Origin of the sequence: Caballeronia sp. S22 (assembly GCF_964261745.1) — a bacterium.
Lineage (GTDB): Bacteria > Pseudomonadota > Gammaproteobacteria > Burkholderiales > Burkholderiaceae > Caballeronia > Caballeronia jiangsuensis.
The window spans coordinates 1576043-1593100 of the sequence record NZ_OZ180035.1 but is presented as its reverse complement, the minus strand read 5'-3'; the positions used below and the strand labels follow the sequence as shown (position 1 = coordinate 1593100).

Here is a 17058-nt window from a genome sequence, read left to right as displayed (position 1 = left end):
CTCGAATCTCAACGCAAACCAGGAGCCAGCATGGTAGAAACGATTCCTTCCTTCGGTCTCGGCACGTTCCGCGTCGATGCCGCGAAAACCACGAACGCCGTGAAGAGCGCCTTGCAGATCGGTTACCGTCATATCGACACCGCGCAGTTCTACAACAACGAGGCCGCCGTCGGCCAGGGCGTGCGCGATTCCGGCGTGCCGCGCGACGACATCTGGGTCACGACGAAAGTCTGGTGGGAGCGGCTCTCGCGCGATGCGCTCGTCGCGAGCCTGAAGGACAGTCACGCGAAGCTCGATATCGGCACGATCGATCTCGCGCTCGTCCACTGGCCGTCGCCCGATGGCGCGGTGCCGATCGCCGAAACGCTCGCGGCGATGCAGGAAGCGCAGAAGCTCGGGCTGATCCGTCATTACGGCGTGTCGAATTTCACCGCGCCGTTGCTCGAAGAAGCGCTGAAGGCGCCGGGCGGCAAGGAGATCGTCACAAACCAGTTCGAAGTGAGCCCGTTTCTCGCGAACCGCAAGCTCGTCGATGCGACGCAGCAGCTCGGCGTGAAGGTGACCGCGTACATGCCGCTCGGCGAAGGCCGCGCGCATACCGACGCGACGCTCAAGGCGATCGCGGAGAAGCACGGCGCGACGCCCGCGCAGGTGACCTTCGCGTGGCTGCTGTCGCGCGACATCGTGGTGCTGTCGGCATCGACGAATCCGGCGCATCAGCAGGTCAACTGGGACGCGCAGAAGCTCAAGCTCGACGCCGACGACATCGCGAAGATCGACGCGCTCGACGAAGGCAAGCGCCACGCGAATCCGCCGTTCGCGCCGAAGTGGTGACGCGCGGCGCATCGAACGGAGCCCGGCTGTAAAGGCCGGGCTTTTTTTTGTACTCGTCGCAAGCGTGCCCGCAGCGCCGCCCTGCGATGCTATCCTTGCGAGTCCCTTATTCCGTTTGCTTCTAAGCTTTCCACGATTTCGTAAAAGTGCTCTCATTCCTGCTCAAGCTCCGGACACGCGCGCAACGGCTCTTCCGTCTGTCGGACTCGCATACGATGCTCGTCTGGGCGGTCGTCGTCGGCGTGGCGGGCGCCTTCGCGACGTCCGTCTTTCGTGAAGGCATTCAGGTTCTGCAACGTCTTCTGGGCAATCCGTCGGAAGGGCTCGTCGCGCTCGCGCATGTTCTGCCCTGGCCCGTGCGCGTCCTGCTGCCGGCCGTGGGCGGGCTTATCGCGGGCGTCTGTCTGCTGATCGCGCGCAGGCACGCCAGCAAGAACGCGAGCACGGACTACATGGAAGCCGTGACTATCGGCGATGGCGTCGTGCCCGTCTGGCAGAGTCTCTGGCGCAGTCTGTCCTCGCTCATCACGATTTCGAGCGGCGGTTCCATCGGCCGGGAAGGCTCGATGGTGCAGCTCGCCGCGCTCTCGTCGTCGCTGATCGGGCGCTGGGTCCACTTCGATCCCCCGCGCCTGCGTCTGCTCGTCGCGTGCGGTGCGGCGGCCGGCATCACGTCGGCGTACAACGCGCCCATCGCCGGCGCGTTCTTCGTCACCGAACTCGTGCTCGGCTCGATGGCGATGGAAAGCTTCGGGCCGATCGTCGTCTCGTCGGTCGTCGCCAATATCACGATGCGCGAGTTCGCGGGTTATCGCCCGCCGTACGAGATGCCGGTGTTCCCGACCGTCACGGGCGTCGAAGTGCTGCTCTTCGTCGTGCTCGGCCTGCTGTCGGGCGTGCTCGCGCCGCATTTCCTGAGACTGCTCGCGGCGTCGAGGAAGCGCTTCTCGACGCTGCCCTTGCCGTTGCCCCTGCGCCTCGCGCTCGGCGGCCTGATCGTCGGCGTGATTTCGATCTGGTGGCCCGAAGTCTGGGGCAACGGTTACGAGGTCGTGAACTCGCTCCTGCACGAGCCGTGGACGTGGACCGCGCTGCTCACCGTGCTCGTCTTCAAGCTCATCGCGACGGCCGCCACCGCCGGCTCGGGCGCGGTCGGCGGTATCTTCACGCCGACGCTTTTCGTGGGCGCGGTGCTCGGGTGCCTGTACGGCATCGGCGTGCACACGATCTGGCCGGACTCGACCTCCGCGCCCTTCGCCTACGCGATGGTCGGCATGGGCGCGTTCCTCGCCGCCGCCACGCACGCGCCGCTGATGGCGATCCTGATGATCTTCGAGATGACGCTCTCGTATCAGGTCATGTTGCCGCTGATGGTGTCGTGCGTGATCGCCTACTTCATCGCGCGCACGTCCGAGCAGACGTCGATGTACGAAGTCACGCTGCGCCGCAATCGTGAGGAGAAAGAGCGCGTGCGCCTCGCCGCGACGCAGATGCGCGAGCTCGTCAAGCCCGCGGACACCGTCGTGCCGCTCACCGCGAACATCAAGGACATGACGCGCGTGTTCCTCGAATATCCGGTGAAATATCTGTATGTCGTCGATGAAGCCGAGCGCTTTCGCGGCGTGGTCGCGCTGAAGGACATCACCTCCGATCTGCTCGACGAGCACGACACCAAAACCAAGACCGCCGCCGACTATCTTCAGCCGCAATTCGACGTGCTCACGCCCGACATGTCGCTCGGCGAAGCGCTGCAGCACTTCCTCGCGTTTCAGGGCGAGCGCCTTCCGGTGATCGAAAAAAAGACGCAGCCGCTGCTGCTCGGCGTCGTGTACAAAACCTCCCTTCTGGACGCATACTTCCGTTTGAACCCGACGTCGCGCTGAAACTGCGCAGCCGTGCAATTTCGCGGCGCGCAACGGCGCGGGCGCGCGTGTTTCGCGCGAGTCGGACCAACTTCACAATTCACTCGAAGTATGTCCGCGCGACGCCCACTCGTCGCGCCCGTGTGCGCATCGTCCGAACGGACCGCGTGCACGGCGAGCCGTGCAAAGGCCCATCGGCATAGGCTTTGCTTGGTGCCTTTCGCTGCTTACGTGAGGAGGGGTTGCCCGATGAAGACCTCAACGTTGTTGTCGATGGCTCTGGTTTCGGTCTCGTGCTATGCCGCGCCGCTGCATACGAGTTCGACCGACGAATCGACCGCCACTATCACCGCGACGCGCGCCGCGCTGCGTATGAACGCCGCGCCCGTTGCGCCGCCCGCGCCCGAAATTTCGTCGCAGGACCTCGACCACGCGCGCTGGCGACACGTGCCGCTGCCGAAGTCCCGAACGCCGAATCACGGCATGGCGAGCCAGCCCATTCAGGTGCAGACCTGAGCGCCCTCCTCTCCACCGACTCGACCCTGGACCTCGGAATGACCGACACGCACGCAAAACACGCCTTGAACGACGAGCCGATCGACGACGAGATCGCCCAGGTGCTGCGCCTCGTGAAGTATCCCGCCAACAAGGACGCGATCGTCGATGCTGCGCGGGAAGCGGGCGTATCCAACGACGTCATCACGGTGTTCGACGGGCTGCCCGAGCAGGATTACACGGACGCGAATTCCGTCGAGCAACTGCTGGGCAGCAACGGCGGACCGGGCATTTCCATCTGATCCCGTCACGGCGCGCGAATGATGTGCGCCGATCGCGCGCGCCTTGGGTCAGGTCGTACAAAACGTGGTTCATCAAACACTTAACATCGATACGCGCGCCTTTTCAACACTGCTATCCACAGAAAATGTGGATAAGTCGGGCATCGGACCGATGCGCCTCGCGAGCGCGAAAAAGTGGCGCGATCCGCGTCGCTCGGAGATTTCAGCGCGAAATCAAGAAACTAGATGAGTCGCCAAGCGGTTTTCCACAGCCCTTTCCCCTTGCGCTGGGGATAAGTTATGCAAGGCCCGACGCGCATTGATGCGCCACGAGGCGCAGGTGACTTTTCCTTGGGCATCAGTCATTTAGCAGACTTTTGAGCGCCTTTTCAACAGGGTGCTCCCCAGTTCGTGGGGACAACCCGCGACGACATGCCCGCCGTCTGATCCCAGGAATTTCTGTCCGTTTTGCTTTGTAATACAAAGTAACCCGATGGCATAATCCCCGCACTCGGGATCTCAACAAACCTTCACCCTCATGCGCGGTCGCGTCCATCAACGAACGGGTTCACTGCTGGCATTGCTTGCAATGCTGCTGATCACGTTCGCGCCGATGGTCTCGCAACTGCTCGCGGCCAACGCGCATGCCGGCGACCTGAGCGCCGAGCTCTGTTCGGCGCATGCGTCCGCTTCCACGGTCGAGCTTTCTGCCGGCCATCACGATCCGGACGCGCTCGCGCATCTCGACGATCAGGCCTGCGGCTACTGCCATTTCTTCGCGCATGCGCCGGCAATCTCGAGCGCACGCGCATCCGCGACGCTCGACGTTCCTGCGCGCCGCATAGTCGTCGTCGCGCGGATTGGCGACGGGCGTCCCACTCCCGCGTTCACGACAGCGCAACCACGCGCTCCACCGGTTCTCATCTGACTTCGTCAAAACGGATCGATGCCATCGCGGCATCGAACGGCGTCGCGCGTCCATAACATCGCGCCGCGCTCCTTCATCACGAATTCAAGAAGAACCATGCTCACTCTTTCAGCGAGGGGCGGCGTCAGGCCGTCCGTACATCCGCGCGTCGATGGCGCGTCCCGATCGCACGACATCGCGGGGACGCAATCATGAAGCGTTCCGCCCGACGAAGCATCTTCGTGACCGGCATGACCGCGATGTTCGCCACACGCGCATTCGCACAGACCACGAACACCGGCGAGCCCACGACGCTTCCCGCCGTGATTGTGCAGGGACAGGCGCAACATTCGCTGACATCGCAAAACGTCGCCGACGAGAAGCGGACGCTCGATCAGACGGTCGGCTCCGTGGGCTTCGTCGATAGCGCCGACTACCAGAACACCTATGCCTTCACACTGCGCGACGTCCTCAAGAACGTGCCCGGCGTCTTCGTGCAGAACCGCTACGGGCAGGAGTTGCGCGTGTCCATTCGCGGTTCGGGGCTCGCGCGCGGCTACCATACGCGCGGCCTGGAGATCCTCCAGGACGGCATCCCGACCAATCTCGCCGATGGTAGCGGCGACTACTATCAGATCGATCCGCTCGCGCTGCAATCCGTCGATGTCTACAAGGGCGGCAACGGCCTCGCGTATGGATCGTCGATGATGGGCGGCGCGATCGACTTCGTGACGCCCACCGCCTACACCGCCGATGCACCCAATATCCTGCGGCTCGAAGGCGGCAGCTTCGGCACGGTCAGAGGCAGCGCGCAGTTCTCGCGCGTGATGGGACCGCTGGATTTCATCGGCACGTTCTCCGTGAACCACGCGGACGGCTATCGCGATCACGAGCGCGGCCAGTACGAACAGTTCAACGCGAATATCGGCTATCGATTCTCGCCCGCCGTCGAGACGCGCTTCTATCTCGGCGCGTATGTGGTGGACCAGCAGCTTCCCGGCACGCTGTCGCTCTCCGATGCACTCAATAACCCGACGAAGGCATCCCCGAGCGCGCTAGCCGGCGATCAGGCGCGCGACACGCGCACCGAGCGCATCGCCAACAAGACGACGGTCAAGCTCGATGTCGGCCAGCTCGACTTCGTCACGTGGGCGATCCACAAGAGTCTCTATCACCCGATCTTTCAGGTGATCGATCAGGACGGTTGGACCTACGGCTTCGCGCCGCGCTATACCGCGACGTTCAACGTCGGCGGAATGCGCAACGACGTCATCGCGGGCGCGCGCTTCTTCGGGGGCACCACTCAGGCGCGGCAGTATGTGAACGTGTCGGGCAACGAAGGCGCCCAGACGCTCGACTCGACACAAAGCGCCTATAACTACGAGGCGTATGTCGAAGACCGGCTCTTCTTCCTGCCGACGGTCGCGCTGATGGCCGGCTTCAAGGCGTTGCGCGATGTGCGCAAGTACGTCGATCACGGCGGGCTCGCGGCCGATCCGGCCTACAAGTCGGCGAGCGAAACGTTCAGCGGCGTGAATCCGAAGCTCGGCGTGATGTGGCAACCGAATCGCGAGATTCAGGCGTATATCGACATCACGCGCAGCCAGGATGTGCCGGATTTCACCGACCTCACGCAGACCTTCGCGAACACCACGCGCTTCACGCCGCTCACGTCGCAACACGCGTGGACGCTCGAACTCGGCACGCGCGGCACGCGCGATCGCGTGAGCTGGGATGTCACCGCGTATCGCTCGCTCGTGCGCGACCAGTTGCTTCAGTACACGACGAATCCCGACATTCCGGCATCGACGTTCAATGCGAACAAGACAGTGCTGCAGGGGATCGAGGCGGGCGTGTCGGTCGATGTGTGGCGCGACATCACGCACGCGGGCGCGGGCGACAAGCTCACGCTGTCCGGCTTGTGGAACCTGAGCGACTTCCGCTTCAAGGACGATCCGCAGTACGGCAACAACCGCATCGCGGGCGTGCCGGTCAATGTGCTTCGCGCGGTGCTCGGCTACTCGCGGCCCAACGGATTTCACGTGTCCGCATCGGTCGACTGGGTGCCGGCGGGCGCCTGGGCCGACGACGCCAACACGCTGCGCGTGCCGGGCTATACGCTGCTGGGCGTGCAGGCGGGGATGGATTTTCGCAACGGGCTATCCATCTTTCTCGATGCGCGCAATCTGACCAACAAGCGTTACGTGAGCGACATCAGCACCATTGCGAATGCGCAAACGGCATCGTCGACCGCGATCTTCTATCCGGGCGAAGGCCGCAGCATATTCGCGGGCGTGCGGTACGCGTTTTAAATAGAACTGTCGAAAAACTACCAAGCCCATCCCATCACCCATCATTTTCAGATGTTTCCGATTTGATGGACTTACTTGGACCAGCTACCGTCCCGGCCGCGGGTGGCTACACTAGCCAGGTACTACACACTCCTCACTATGTGTAGAAGTCCCCCGCCAGTGCGTCTACCAACAAAAACCTGACTCGCCTACGGGTCATCTTCAAAGAGAACAAGCAGTGAAAGACGCAAACGGTCGAGCGCTCGCGTGCCTGGGCGACAAGACCGACCACGGCGGCGCGGTCATCGAGGCCACGCTCGAATTCAAGCATCTGGGTATCGCAGTCGCACTCGATCAGCACCTGACCGAGTGCCCGAAGTGCGACGGAACCTTCCCTATCATCGCCACCGGCAGCATGACCCATAAGGGGCGGCGTGTCGCGTACATCGGCGACGCGACTGCGTGCGGCGCCACGTTGATTTGGGGGTAAGCAGCATGCCAAAACCGACTCACACGCGCACCCTCGGGCTGCGCTGTAGCGCATTGCCCGCCTCCGATTATTGGGGCATGCCGTACCTTGTGCCGCTGCGTTTGCGCGGCAGCGAGGCGATCGGCGAATTGTTCGAGTACACCCTCACCGCGCAGACGCGGGACATTTATAGCGACGCGTTCCCGGAGGCGGCCTGTCTCGATCTCGACAAGCTGCTCAATGCCGAAGCAACGGTGACTATCGAAATCCCCGGAAAGTGGCAGTTCATTGCAGGGCAACCCGGTCATACCGGCGCGGGCAATGTGGGCCGCCATACCCGTGAGATAACCGGCATCGTCGCTCAGGCGCGGATCGTGGGCGGCAATGGCCGCTCGATCATCTATGAGTTCGTGATCCGTCCGGCGCTCTATCTCGCCACGCTCAACCAGGCCTCGCGAGCATTCTTCGGTCTGAGCGTCATCGAGATCACGCGCGAGGTGATGCAAGGCTATGGGATATCGGTCGACTACCGCATTGGCGGTCCGGGCGGTGGCAAGGCGCATTATCCGAAGCGCGAGTATCAGCGGCAAGCCTTCGAGAGCGACTACAACTTCCTTCGCCGCCTGTGGGAAGAATGGGGGATAGCGTTCTGGTTCGAGCACACCGACGGCTTCCACCAGCTCGTTCTGAGCGATGGTCCCGGCGCCTTCCAGCCGCACGGCCCCGCTCATGAGACGTTGCGCTACCACCCGTCGAAGGAGCGGATCGACGAGGAATTCATCGATACCCTGTCGATAACCAACGTCCTTTCCACGGGCGCGGTCGCGCTGCGCGATCACGATTACACCGCACCGTCATGGGGTCGTGCGGGTAACCGGGCGTCCGGCATGGAGGAAGTCTCCGCCAATCCGCGTGAGTTGAACCACGCGCGATCCGAGATTTACGATTGGGGCGGTTTCGCGCAGCCCGCCGAGCTGGGCCTTAGCCGCAAGCCAAACGAGCCGCTCGAAGAAGCCCGCCATCTGGCGCGTGTGCGCATGGACGCGATACGCTGCAAGACGCATCGCGCCAAAGGACACGGCCCGCTGAGCGGCCTCCTGTCGGGCCATACGTTCGCGCTGACCGGCTACCCGCAACGCAACGCGAACACGGACTACCTCGTCGTGTCCTGCACGCTGAATATACAGGAAGTCGATACCGAGGCGAAGGAATCGGACCCGTTTCGTTGCGATGCCGACTTCGAGATCGAGCCGTTATCGGAATATCACCGGCTCGAACAGAAGACGCCCAGGCCGCGCATTTACGGCCCTGAGGCTGCGGTCATCGTCGGCTACGAGGATGCGGAGCAATGGCTCGATGCACTCGGCCGCTATCTCGTTCAGTTCCGCTGGGACAGAGAAGGCGAGTTCGACGAGAAGCGCGCCATCTGGTTGCGCGTGGCGTTGCCGTGGCAAGGCAACGCGCGCGGTGTCGCCATGCCCTTGCGTATCGGTGACGAAGTCATCGTGAGCTATGTCAATGGCGACCCTGATTTACCGATCATCGCGGGGAGCGTGACGAACAAATGGAACGTACCCGCGTGGAACCTGCCGAAGAACGCCAGTCTCGCGGGCATCCGCACCCGCAGTCTGGGTCACGAAGCGGGCACCAATCACCTGGCGCTCGATGACACCAAAGGCCAGTTACAAGCGCAGTTGTCGAGCGATCAGGGCTCCTCGATCCTGAGCCTTGGCTTTATCCGCCGCATCTTCGGCAACGAAGGACGGCGGGAGCCTCGCGGTCAGGGCTTCGAGTTGCGCACGGATTTGTGGGGCGTGCTACGCGCCGGATTGGGCATGCTCATTACGACCGAAGGCCGCGCCAATGCGACGGGACACGCGAAGGAGATGAGCGAGACGGTCGGGCGGCTCACGCAGGCGCGCGACATTCACGAGAGCATGGCCGAACTCGCGCAGCGGCATGGCGCGCAGGGCGCGAGCGGCAATCAATCGGACGTTGCCCGGTCGATCAAAACGGCGAACGATGAGCTACGCGGCACGGGCACGGCGAATGTTCATACCGGCGAATTCCCTGAGTTCGTCGCGCCGCATCTGACGTTGGCGAGTCCGGCCGGGATTCAGACGACCACGACGGGCAGCACGCACATTGCGAGCGACAAAGACCTTGCGGTAACGACCGGGCGGCATATCAGCTTCGCGGCGGCGCGCTCGATGTTTGCGAGCGTGCTGGAGTCGTTCGCGGTGTTTGCGCAGAAGGCGGGAATCGCGCTGACGACGGCAGCGGGCAAGGTGCGCATCGAGGCGCAAAGCGATGGCGTGCAGATCGTCGCTCGCAAGGACGTGGAGATCGTAAGCGCGGATGGCTGGATCAATCTCACCGCCGCCAAGGGCGTGCGCATCAATGGCGGCGGAAGTGTCATCGAGATTAGTCCGCAAGGTTTGCGCGGCTTTACCGGTGGAGAATTCCGGGTCCATGCGGCGAGTCATGCGACGGACGCGCCGCTGGAAAAGCCGGTCAGGATGCCGCTGACCGATATCGAAGATGCGAAGGTGGCCGAACACTTCGTGCTGATCGAACACCGATCGGGCTTTCGGCTTCCTGCGCAACCTTATCGAATTACGCTCGATGACGGTGCGGTTATAAAGGGGACGACGAATGCTCGGGGCGAAACTTCGTTGGTACTATCAGCGGCCGTTCAGTTTGCTACGGTAGAGATTTTGCATGATGACGGCACAGAGAATCCCCTTGGAATTTCGCGTGCCGCGCTGACGCAAAACTCCGATGTGGCCTACCCTCTGCCTCTGACAATGGAAAAACGCGTTCAGAGATTCGGTTCAAAAAATGCTGAAAAGAATCAGAATGAGCCGACAAGTCTAGGCCGATACGCCAGCTTGGCAACGTGCAGCCCTAACAACTGGGGCATGCGCTATTCTGTAGCACACGACGTTCAAACGGGAAAGCTGGCGTATCCGGTAGCGAGCGAGTATGCAGAAGCGATACATCAATGCCTACTGGATAAGGTCAAATGGGGCGATGGGTATTTTGGCAAAGATGAAAAAAAGGTAAAAATCGAGCTCGCGTGGCCAATCAGTCCGGACTCGGCGCGCGAGATGTCCAGTTTAATTGCTTCCGTGTTGTACGATGCTCTCACGAGCTCGCTCGGCGGGTTCGCCCTGCCTGAGACCGCGTTACCATCAATCAAATTTGAATCTTTCAGGGTCTCAGTAGACAACCGAAATATTTCGAACTCCCAAGGAGGTTTTACGGCTGCCCGATGGGATCTGTGCATCAATACCGACCGCCTGGACGATATTTTCAAAGGCGATATGAAAGATGTAGGTGCCCGCTCGCTGCGCCTTAAAGGTGTCCGGACCCTCGCAATGACCCTATATCACGAAACCCGGCATTGCCAGCAGAGTTTCTGGATGTATGCGCTCGTGCAGACGCAACCAGAAAATTTCTGTGGTCAACTCGGGAAGGAAAATAAGACATTACCCGACTTACCCAACATTAAGTTCTGGCCCAACGAAGAAGCGATTAATGCAGCTGCCAAACAAGTTGTTAAAATAACGGCGAGACAATCCGTCCCGGAAAACATCGCGGCATTGATCAGCATTAAGAGAATGGCCGTGTCTTATTATTGGTTTTATTTAGGATTCAATCGGCAAAATGATAGCCGTCCGGGATTCCTGACGAACGAAGCCGCGATGGCCGAAGAATTGGCAAAAGCAAGAGAATTTACGACTGATCTAATGAAGAATACCGGGCTCGGAGGAACAGCAGTTGATATCGACGACATGGCAGTCGGTTCAGTTCGGCGCAACGTTGATTACAGCGGTCGCCCGTGGGAGGATGATGCGTTTTTCAGCGAGGAAGTTGCTGGCTGTTACTGGGATCATGTTGACGTCAGCGGTGAGCTTGTTCTTCCCGAACCTGACGTGTGCAGCCCCAAGTTCGTCACGGACAGCCGCGCTTCAGAATACATCGCGCGCACAAATACCGGCCAAGAACATTCCGAGCGGGCAAAGTGATATGTCCAGCAATATCAAAATGGCTAGCGCCGAGCAGCAGAGAAAGATCTTTGAGTGGTTGAAATTCGGATTGGATTGGGCGAGTGGAAGAGCCGGTTCAGAGGAATTGATCCGCACATTCGGCAGACCCAAACTGGACAATGTTTTGAGAAAAGTGCGATCTCTGGATTACTTTCCAGACTTCGCGTCAATATCACTGGAATCTAACATAGATGATGGCAGTGCAAAGGCCTTCACGCTGACAGTCAGTTCTGAACTGGACACCAGTATTCCAAAAGAGAGCTATGAGAATTTATTGGGATTACATAGAGTAGTGCGCGGAGAATTGATCGATGGACAGCGCACGGAGGAAAGCGACTTCTTTAATCCGAATATCGTCCCGAACGGAAACCCTGATGTGGTAACGTTAATTTATCGGGTCCCACTTCCTTCAGAATCTGCATTCGATGTCTACGTTGATATTGACTACTTAGGTAAAAATGAGTTCGACGGACCCGAATTCGACAGCTTAAAACGCACTACGAACCTGAGGAAGATAACCATTCACCGCTTCCCGCTATTACTTGAAGAGCTCGAGCAACGCAACCGCGCCAAGCAAAAGTAGTATTGGTTGCATGAACCTCGGACGGGAATGTTACGCCGAGTCGGTAAGCAGAAAAATGATCGCGCAGAACCGACTAACCCGCTCGCAGCAGTAGATATAGCGCGGTTCTTAGAAGAACAGCGATAGCAGCGGATAATCGCCAGCCCACGCCAACCGCTCAACTCCCCCGATACTGCGCCGCACTCGCCGGCGCAGGCGCGGCGGGCTTCTTCGCGCCCTTGTCCTTTGCCGCGCCACTCGCCGCCGCATCCGACGACATATACGCCGGCGCGGCCTTTGCCTGCTGCTTCTGCCCGGCGGGCGGCGCGCTCGGCGGACGGCCGATGTCGGCGAGCATCTGCTGGCAAGGCAGCGGCTTGTTGTTGCTCGGCGCGATGAGCGGAATCAGCGCCGCGAACGGATTGATCAGCCCCAGTCCCACCGCGGCAGCGCCACGCAGCGCAAGAACCGGACTCACGCCGATATGAGGATCCTTGAACGTGCCCTTCACGTACAGCGGCGAGCGCAACGAGAAAACGCGCAGGCCCTTTGTGTGGGGATGGATGCCGAGATCCATGTCCTCGGTCTTGAGATTGATCGTGCCATCGACGTTGATGACCGCGTCGTCGGTATCGAGCGCGAAGACGCGTGAATCGAGCACGCCGTCGGTCACGACGAAATCCGCCGCCGCGCAGTTGATGTTCACGTCGCGCTTGCCGAACAGCTTTTCGTACACGACGTTCGCCACGTTCAGCCCGGCCGCCTCCATGTACAGGCGGCTCACGGTGCCCTCCGTGATGAGCGCCTTCACTTCGCCGTTCGATGTCGCCGCGAGCGCCGCGGGCGAGTTGCCCGTGGCCGAGAGCGCGGCGTCGCCGTTGACTTCGCCGAGCGCGGACTGCATCGTCTTCACGGTCGGGAAAAGCTGCTTGAGCTTCAGATGCCGCGCCTGCGCCGACACGCGGCCCTTCAGCGGCGTGGTGCTGCCGTCGAGATGAATGTTCGATGCAAGCGAGCCGCCCGCCACGCCGAACTTGAGCGGCTCGAACGAGAGCACGCCGTTCGTCATCAGGACATGCGTGTACAGGTTCGTGATCGGCAGATCCGGGTCCTTGATGATGCGCTCGCCGGTGAATTTCACGTCGGCGTCGATGGCCTTCCAGCGATCGGTCTTGAACTCCTCGGTCGGCAGCGCCTTAGACGTCGGCTGCTTTTCCGTCTCGCCGCGCTTGGCCTTGCTCGCGTTCGAATCGGCGCCGATGATCGGCGCGAGATCCTTGAACTGCAGCAGATGCGACACGAGTTCGCCCTGCAGCAGCGGTCGCGGCTTCTTGCCGGCATAGACGAGCGATCCGTTGATGTCGCTGCCGCCCACGCGCCCGGTGAAGTTCTCGTAGTGGAACACGTTGCCGTCTTCGCGGAACTGGCCGGTCAGCCGCCCTTCGGTGGCGAACGGCGGCGTCTCGGGCAGGGTCACGCCGGTGAACGGATAAAGATGCGCCATGCTCACGGCCTGAATCCACAGCCGCAGATCGAGCGCTGCGAGATGCGCGGGATCGGTCACGGTGCCGACGAACGCGATATGCGTGTCGCCCAGGCGCACGTCGGCCTGAACCGGGAACGGGCGTGTCGCGTCCTGCACGGCGAGCACGCCGCCCAGCTTGCCGTCGCCGGACACCTTGCCACCGTTGTAGGTGCCCTTCACCGTCCAGCCGAACGCGTATGGCGGAATCGGCGGTTTCGGGCCTTGCTTGGTCGTGATGCTCGTATTCGCCGACGTGCTCGCCGGATTCGGCGTGGACGCGTTCGCCGCGGCGGCAGCGGACGCGGCAGACGCCGCCGACGCTTCCGATGCCGCGGCCGCATCGGCCTGTTTGTTGAGCTTCGCCGCGCCGCTCTTGCCGACCATCTCCGACGACGACTTCGCGGATGCCGCTTCCTGCTGCTTCATCACATCGCCGATCGGCACGGGCTGCCCGAGCGTATCGATGACGACGTGCATCTCGGCCTTGGTGACTTCATCGCGCACGTCGACGGTGCCCTTCGCGAGGGAGATATCGCCGAGCTTCAGGTTCCACGTGGACGGTTCGCTGGACTGCTTGAACTTGAACGTCCAGTTGTTGCGATTGTCCTTGAGCCGCTCGATATCGATCGACGGATTCACGAGATTGATCGTCGGCACCACGATGTCGTGCGCGAGCAGCGGCAGCACGGCCACCTGAAAGTCGATTTCGTCGAGCGTTGCGAAGAACTTCTGACGCGTCCAGTCCGGATTCGCGATGGTGATTTTTTCAGCGGAGAAGCGCGGCCACGGCACCCAGCGTTTCCAGCCCGTCTCGTTGGGCGGACGACGCCAGCCGACTTTCAGATCCCCCGTGATTTCGAAGCGGCGGCCGATCGCTTCGGACACTTTGTCATCCACCCAGGGTCGCAGACGGTTCCAGTCGAATGTCAGGAATATGACCACCAGTATTGCGATCAGAACCGCCAGAACGGCAAAAAACCATGCGACGATCCTTCCGATTTTTCCGGTCGTTCTGGCCTGCGGCATGACGGCTCCATCCGTTTTTTCTGATTATGAGTGCGGCAGCACATAGTGTGCCCGCGCGAATCGCGTGCCTTGTCGCCGCAAACCGCGGAATGTCCGTAAGATGTCCGCTCGAAGAACGAGACCCCACATAAAAACGATGCCCGACGCGACATCGCCTGCTTCGCCGCCTTCGCCTTCGATCGAACTCGTCGCGGCGCATGGCGTCGTGCGCCGCGACGCCGTGCGCGGCACGGTGCTTCTGCATCCCACGGACTTCACGCTTTACGCGGGTCAACGCGCGGCGATCACCGGGCCATCGGGCTCGGGCAAGAGCGTTTTCCTGCGCACGCTCGCGCTGCTCGATGCGTGCGATGCCGGCCATGTCACGTGGCGCGGCGAGCGCATCGCGCGCTCGCGCATACCGGCTTACCGGCGGCGCGTCGCCTATATCGCGCAGCGGCCCGCGATGCTCGATGGCACCGTCGAAGACAATCTGCTTTATCCGTTCACGCTGAAAACCTATCGGGACGCGCATTTCGATCGCGACACGGCGATGCGGCTCGCGCTGGCTGCCGGACGCGCCCCGGATTTCCTCGACAAGCTCGCGAGCGATCTCTCCGGCGGCGAGGCGCAGATCGCGGCGCTCGTGCGCGTGCTGCAACTCGCGCCCGACGTGCTGCTCCTCGACGAGCCGACCGCATCGCTCGATCCGGCTTCGGCGCGCTCGATCGAAGCGCTCGTTTCCGCCTGGTTCGACGCGGACGCGGAGCGCGCATGCATCTGGGTGTCGCACGATCTGGAACAGGCGCGGCGCGTCGCCACACGTCATCTGACGATGAACGCGGGCGTGCTCGGAGGCGATACGCGATGAGCGGCTATCAGAACCTCAGTCTCTTCGATATCGGTCTCGCGGCGGCGCTGATCGTCGTCAATGGCGCGCTGTCGGTCGCGCTCGACCTCGGGCTCGAACGCAGGTTGCTCATCGCCGCGGTGCGGACCGTCGTGCAACTGCTGCTGATCGGCTATGTGCTCGGCTGGGTGTTCGCGTTTAGCCGCTGGTATGTGGTGCTGCCGCTGATGGCGCTGATGACGATCATCGCCGGCTTCGCTGCCTCCGGCCGCGGACGGCGGACCTACGCGGGACAGCGCGCGGACAGCATCGTGTCGATCTGGGGCAGTTCGTGGCTGATCGGCGCGTTCGGGCTGTTCGTCGTGATCCGGATTCATCCGTGGTACGAGCCGCAATACGCCATCCCGATTCTCGGCATGATTCTCGGCAACACGCTGACGGGCGTGTCGCTCGGCATCGAGCGCATGACGGAGGAACTGACCGCGGGACGCGCGGCGGTCGAGATGTCGCTCGCGCTCGGCGCGTCGCGCTGGGAAGCGGCGCAAGGGCCCGCGCGCCAGGCCGTGCGCGCGGGCATGATTCCGACCCTGAACCAGATGGCCGTGGTCGGGCTCGTCAGCCTGCCGGGGATGATGACGGGCCAGGTGCTGGCCGGGCAGTCGCCGTTGCAGGCGGTGCGGTATCAGATCGTCATCATGTTTCTGATCGCGGCGGCGTCGGGGCTCGGCGTGGTCGGGGCCGTCGTGCTGACGTATCGGCGGCTGTTTTCGAGCGATCACCGGTTCATGGCGTCGAAGCTGTTCGAGCGAAACGCCCGCAAGCGCGCCGCGTAACTCACTCGCCGTTGTACGCCCGTTCCAGCGTCGGGAGATCGAGCTTGATCATCTCGCGCATCGCTTTCATGGTGCGGTCGGCCTTCACCGGGTCCGGGTCCTGCAGCATCTTGAGCAGGCGTCTCGGCGCGATCTGCCACGTCACGCCGAAGCGATCCGTGAGCCAGCCGCAGGCCAGCGACTGGCCGCCGTCCAGCAGCTTGTCCCAGTAGTGGTCGATCTCTTCCTGCGTGTCGCATTTGATGAACATCGAGATGGCCGGCGTGAACTTGAATTCCGAGCCGCCGTTCAGCGCCAGGAACGCCTCTCCTTCCAGTTCGAACAGGATGGCGAGCACGCTGCCGACCGGTCCCGGACTGGACTCCGTATGACGCATGATCTCCGTGATGCGCGCATTCCTGAAGGTGTCGACATAAAAGTTCACGGCGTCTTCGGCGTTGGCGCTTTCGAACCATAGACAGGGCGAAATCTTGTACATATGCGGATCTCCGTTGGTGGAATCGTGCGTCACGCGCACGGTTGCTGTCCCATCGCCTGCTTCATTTCTTCCGGCGTGACGTCGCGCGTATGCGTCGCGACCGACCATTGATGGCCGAACGGGTCTTCCAGCCGCCCGTAGCGATCGCCCCAGAACATGTCGGCGACGGGCATCGTCACTTTCGCGCCGGCGCTTTCGGCCTGCTTCACGGTGGCGTCGGCGTCTTCGACATACAGGTGGATCGTGACCGGCGAGCCCTTCAGCGCCTTCGCACCGACCGATCCAAATTGCGGGAATTCATCGACGAGCATCAGCATCGAATCGCCGATCTTGACCATGGCATGCATGAGCTTGCCGTCCGGTCCCGGCATGCGGCCCAGCTCGACGGCGTTGAACGCGCGCTTGTAGAACTCGATCGCTTCGGCCGCGCCCGCGCAGACGAGGTGCGGGGTCAGCGAATGCATGCCTTCGGGGATCGGCTTGACAGCGGAAGTGGACATATCGGCTCCGTGTAGTGAACGAGGCGCGCCGGGCTCGGCGCGGCTCTCATACCCTACAACGAACGGGCAGCCGGTCAATCGACACGACTACCCACGTCGCCGTCAAATTTCGTG

At 62.0% G+C, this 17058-nt stretch carries 14 protein-coding genes; 11 read left to right on the top strand and 3 right to left on the bottom strand.

Annotated features, from left to right (window positions below):
• The first annotated feature begins 30 nt into the window (after nt 1-30).
• The 9 genes from ACEN42_RS07445 to ACEN42_RS07405 all read left to right on the top strand — a co-directional run bounded on the left by ACEN42_RS07445 (nt 31) and on the right by ACEN42_RS07405 (nt 11774).
• A complete protein-coding gene (locus ACEN42_RS07445; RefSeq protein WP_371881030.1) occupies nt 31-834 on the top strand; it encodes an aldo/keto reductase in 804 nt (267 codons plus the stop codon).
• A 146-nt stretch (nt 835-980) separates the two neighbouring features.
• Nucleotides 981-2717, top strand: a complete 1737-nt coding sequence (locus ACEN42_RS07440) for a ClcB-like voltage-gated chloride channel protein (protein ID WP_035507824.1) — start codon at nt 981-983, stop codon at nt 2715-2717.
• A gap of 228 nt (nt 2718-2945) precedes the next feature.
• The gene (locus ACEN42_RS07435; RefSeq protein ID WP_035507822.1) at nt 2946-3212 is read left to right on the top strand and encodes a hypothetical protein; all 267 of its coding nucleotides are present in this window, start codon (nt 2946-2948) and stop codon (nt 3210-3212) included.
• A gap of 38 nt (nt 3213-3250) precedes the next feature.
• Nucleotides 3251-3493 (top strand): DUF2795 domain-containing protein, encoded by a 243-nt coding sequence (locus tag ACEN42_RS07430; RefSeq protein ID WP_035507820.1) that lies wholly within the window; start codon nt 3251-3253, stop codon nt 3491-3493.
• Between the two features lie 568 nt (nt 3494-4061).
• The gene (locus ACEN42_RS07425) at nt 4062-4400 is read left to right on the top strand and encodes a DUF2946 domain-containing protein (RefSeq protein ID WP_371881029.1); all 339 of its coding nucleotides are present in this window, start codon (nt 4062-4064) and stop codon (nt 4398-4400) included.
• Between the two features lie 191 nt (nt 4401-4591).
• Nucleotides 4592-6691, top strand: coding sequence for a TonB-dependent receptor family protein (locus ACEN42_RS07420; RefSeq protein WP_371881028.1), 2100 nt, complete (start codon nt 4592-4594; stop codon nt 6689-6691).
• Nucleotides 6692-6908: 217 nt separating this feature from the next.
• On the top strand, nt 6909-7160 hold the full coding sequence (locus ACEN42_RS07415) for a PAAR domain-containing protein (protein ID WP_371881027.1): 252 nt from the start codon (nt 6909-6911) through the stop codon (nt 7158-7160).
• Between the two features lie 5 nt (nt 7161-7165).
• Nucleotides 7166-11170 carry a type VI secretion system Vgr family protein gene (locus ACEN42_RS07410; RefSeq protein WP_371881026.1) on the top strand — a complete coding sequence of 1335 codons (4005 nt, stop codon included), beginning with the start codon at nt 7166-7168 and terminating at the stop codon, nt 11168-11170.
• Between the two features lies 1 nt (nt 11171).
• Nucleotides 11172-11774: a hypothetical protein gene (locus ACEN42_RS07405; RefSeq protein ID WP_238293130.1), complete on the top strand. Its 603-nt coding sequence runs from the start codon at nt 11172-11174 to the stop codon at nt 11772-11774.
• A gap of 157 nt (nt 11775-11931) precedes the next feature.
• On the opposite strand, the gene ACEN42_RS07400 is transcribed toward ACEN42_RS07405, so the two are convergent.
• Complete coding sequence (locus ACEN42_RS07400; protein WP_371881025.1) at nt 11932-14304, bottom strand: AsmA family protein; 2373 nt, start codon at nt 14302-14304, stop codon at nt 11932-11934.
• A gap of 136 nt (nt 14305-14440) precedes the next feature.
• Here ACEN42_RS07400 and ACEN42_RS07395 point away from each other — a divergent pair, with 136 nt between their 5' ends.
• The gene (locus ACEN42_RS07395; protein WP_371881024.1) at nt 14441-15154 is read left to right on the top strand and encodes an ATP-binding cassette domain-containing protein; all 714 of its coding nucleotides are present in this window, start codon (nt 14441-14443) and stop codon (nt 15152-15154) included.
• Nucleotides 15151-15966 (top strand): ABC transporter permease, encoded by an 816-nt coding sequence (gene fetB / locus ACEN42_RS07390; protein ID WP_371881023.1) that lies wholly within the window; start codon nt 15151-15153, stop codon nt 15964-15966. Before ACEN42_RS07395 ends, fetB begins: the two co-directional genes overlap by 4 nt.
• A gap of 1 nt (nt 15967) precedes the next feature.
• On the opposite strand, the gene ACEN42_RS07385 is transcribed toward fetB, so the two are convergent.
• Both ACEN42_RS07385 and ACEN42_RS07380 read right to left on the bottom strand, forming a co-directional pair.
• Nucleotides 15968-16444 carry a VOC family protein gene (locus tag ACEN42_RS07385; protein WP_371881022.1) on the bottom strand — a complete coding sequence of 159 codons (477 nt, stop codon included), beginning with the start codon at nt 16442-16444 and terminating at the stop codon, nt 15968-15970.
• Between the two features lie 29 nt (nt 16445-16473).
• Nucleotides 16474-16944: a VOC family protein gene (locus ACEN42_RS07380; protein ID WP_035507810.1), complete on the bottom strand. Its 471-nt coding sequence runs from the start codon at nt 16942-16944 to the stop codon at nt 16474-16476.
• Nucleotides 16945-17058 lie beyond the last annotated feature (114 nt).

What these genes read in the sequence shown, in the direction of transcription:
- ACEN42_RS07445 (WP_371881030.1), top strand. Translation starts at nt 31, where the DNA reads ATGGTAGAAACGATTCCTTCCTTCGGTCTCGGCACGTTCCGCGTCGAT.
- ACEN42_RS07380 (WP_035507810.1), bottom strand. Translation starts at nt 16,944, where the DNA reads ATGTCCACTTCCGCTGTCAAGCCGATCCCCGAAGGCATGCATTCGCTG.
- ACEN42_RS07430 (WP_035507820.1), top strand. Translation starts at nt 3,251, where the DNA reads ATGACCGACACGCACGCAAAACACGCCTTGAACGACGAGCCGATCGAC.
- ACEN42_RS07425 (WP_371881029.1), top strand. Translation starts at nt 4,062, where the DNA reads ATGCTGCTGATCACGTTCGCGCCGATGGTCTCGCAACTGCTCGCGGCC.
- fetB (WP_371881023.1), top strand. Translation starts at nt 15,151, where the DNA reads ATGAGCGGCTATCAGAACCTCAGTCTCTTCGATATCGGTCTCGCGGCG.
- ACEN42_RS07435 (WP_035507822.1), top strand. Translation starts at nt 2,946, where the DNA reads ATGAAGACCTCAACGTTGTTGTCGATGGCTCTGGTTTCGGTCTCGTGC.
- ACEN42_RS07420 (WP_371881028.1), top strand. Translation starts at nt 4,592, where the DNA reads ATGAAGCGTTCCGCCCGACGAAGCATCTTCGTGACCGGCATGACCGCG.
- ACEN42_RS07395 (WP_371881024.1), top strand. Translation starts at nt 14,441, where the DNA reads ATGCCCGACGCGACATCGCCTGCTTCGCCGCCTTCGCCTTCGATCGAA.
- ACEN42_RS07410 (WP_371881026.1), top strand. Translation starts at nt 7,166, where the DNA reads ATGCCAAAACCGACTCACACGCGCACCCTCGGGCTGCGCTGTAGCGCA.
- ACEN42_RS07405 (WP_238293130.1), top strand. Translation starts at nt 11,172, where the DNA reads ATGTCCAGCAATATCAAAATGGCTAGCGCCGAGCAGCAGAGAAAGATC.
- ACEN42_RS07385 (WP_371881022.1), bottom strand. Translation starts at nt 16,444, where the DNA reads ATGTACAAGATTTCGCCCTGTCTATGGTTCGAAAGCGCCAACGCCGAA.
- ACEN42_RS07400 (WP_371881025.1), bottom strand. Translation starts at nt 14,304, where the DNA reads ATGCCGCAGGCCAGAACGACCGGAAAAATCGGAAGGATCGTCGCATGG.